We start from the raw sequence: 1,764 nt of genomic DNA on the forward strand, positions 1-1,764 counted from the left end.
GAGCGAATACATCCCATTGCAGCAAGTTACTATGGGTTATGACATTCGTTGGGAAGATCCAATCATTGTTCGTAAAAACCGTAAACGTATGCTGACCATCTTTGCCGACCCAGATCTGCTAGGTGAAGAGACAGCGGCGACGTTACAAGCTCGCTTGATGCCATTGATTGAAGCGATTGAGTTACCCCCTGGCTACTCGTTAGAGTGGGGTGGTGAGTATGAGTCTTCTGGTGATGCGCAAGAGTCTCTGTTCACGACCATGCCGATGGGTTACTTGTTCATGTTCTTAGTTACTGTGTTCTTGTTCAACTCGGTGAAAGAGCCTCTGATTGTCTGGTTAACCGTGCCGCTTGCCATCATAGGTGTGACAACAGGCTTACTTGCGTTGAACACCCCTTTCGGCTTTATGGCGCTGCTAGGTTTCTTAAGTCTATCGGGTATGTTGCTTAAAAACGGTATTGTTTTACTCGATCAGATCGAGATAGAAATGCATTCGGGTAAAGACCCATATGTAGCCGTTGTTGATGCGGCGCTTAGTCGTGTTCGACCTGTATGTATGGCGGCGATTACGACTATATTAGGCATGATCCCACTGCTGCCGGATATTTTCTTTAAGCCAATGGCAGTTACGATTATGTTTGGTTTAGGTTTTGCGACAGTACTGACACTTATTGTCGTGCCTGTGTTGTATCGTCTGTTCCACAAGGTAAAAGTACCAAACTAAATCAGAAGTAATATGAGGTGCCCCTGCTTTGTCAGGGGCATTTTTATCGGGAGTATGTAAATGAGTGTAGACACGATTTGCGCATGGGCAATGAATCACCCCCTTGAGCGCGAATATCATGACGCAGAGTGGGGTGTTCCAGTTTACGATGACACCGTGTTGTTTGAGTTTATTACTCTAGAAGGCGCTCAAGCTGGGCTGAGTTGGATAACTATTCTTAAAAAGCGTGAAGGCTACCGCGCGGCATTCGAACAGTATAATTTGCTACGTTTAGCCCAATATGACGAGACTCGTGTTGAGTATGTGATTGATAATTTTGATGTTGTGAAACATAGAGGCAAGATTGCTTCTGTCTATGGGAATGCACGAGCAGCGCTAGCTCTAATTGAAGAGTATGGCAGCTTATCAAGCGCGTTGTGGCAATTTGTTGATGGCGAGCCAATTGTTAACCGTTGGACACAAATGAGTGATGTTCCGGTTTCGACAGAACAGTCAAAAGCGATGAGCAAGTTTCTTAAGAAAAAGGGTTTCAAGTTTGTTGGTGAAACTATCTGCTACGCATTTATGCAGGCGGTAGGTATGGTGGATGACCATCTGGTTGGCTGTCCTAAAAAGCGTAATTAGCGGTGTAGATCGCATAAAAAAGCCTCGAGATTCGAGGCTTGTAAACATCAATTAAACTAGAGTTAAGCTGTTGCTTCTTTTTCCAGTATCAGAGCGTTGTATCGTGCTAAGCCTGCTTCTAGATCTGCAATCAGATCATCGACATCTTCCAAGCCGATATGAACTCGGATTAAAGTGCCTTCAAATTTAGGGTTAGCTACCGTTCGTAAGCTGTTGAAGCTCTTAGGTTCATTAGCTAGGATCAAGCTTTCAAAACCGCCCCAAGAGTAGCCCATGCTAAAGTGCTGCATCCCGTCTAATAGCGCCGTCGTCGCACGTGGGTAACTGGTTTTCAGTACGAATGAAAACAAACCATTGCCGCCAGTAAAATCACGCTCGAAAAACTCATGGCCCGGACAGGACTCAAGGGCAGGGTG

3 protein-coding genes are annotated in these 1,764 nt (G+C 45.4%); 2 read left to right on the plus strand and 1 reads right to left on the minus strand.

What is annotated here, in order from left to right; all coding sequences use genetic code 11:
* Together QTO00_RS19215 and QTO00_RS19220 are read left to right on the plus strand one after the other, a co-directional pair.
* A partial coding sequence (locus QTO00_RS19215; RefSeq protein ID WP_331426178.1) for an efflux RND transporter permease subunit occupies nt 1-724 on the plus strand: 724 nt, incomplete at its 5' end.
* Between the two features lie 60 nt (nt 725-784).
* The gene (locus QTO00_RS19220) at nt 785-1,348 is read left to right on the plus strand and encodes a DNA-3-methyladenine glycosylase I (protein ID WP_331426179.1); all 564 of its coding nucleotides are present in this window, start codon (nt 785-787) and stop codon (nt 1,346-1,348) included.
* Between the two features lie 62 nt (nt 1,349-1,410).
* Here QTO00_RS19220 and QTO00_RS19225 read toward each other — a convergent pair.
* Nucleotides 1,411-1,764, minus strand: a 354-nt coding sequence (locus QTO00_RS19225) for a PLP-dependent transferase (RefSeq protein WP_331426180.1), incomplete at its 5' end; no start/stop codon positions are given.

Origin of the sequence: Vibrio sp. M260118 (assembly GCF_036533755.1) — a bacterium.
In the GTDB taxonomy this organism is placed as follows: domain Bacteria; phylum Pseudomonadota; class Gammaproteobacteria; order Enterobacterales; family Vibrionaceae; genus Vibrio.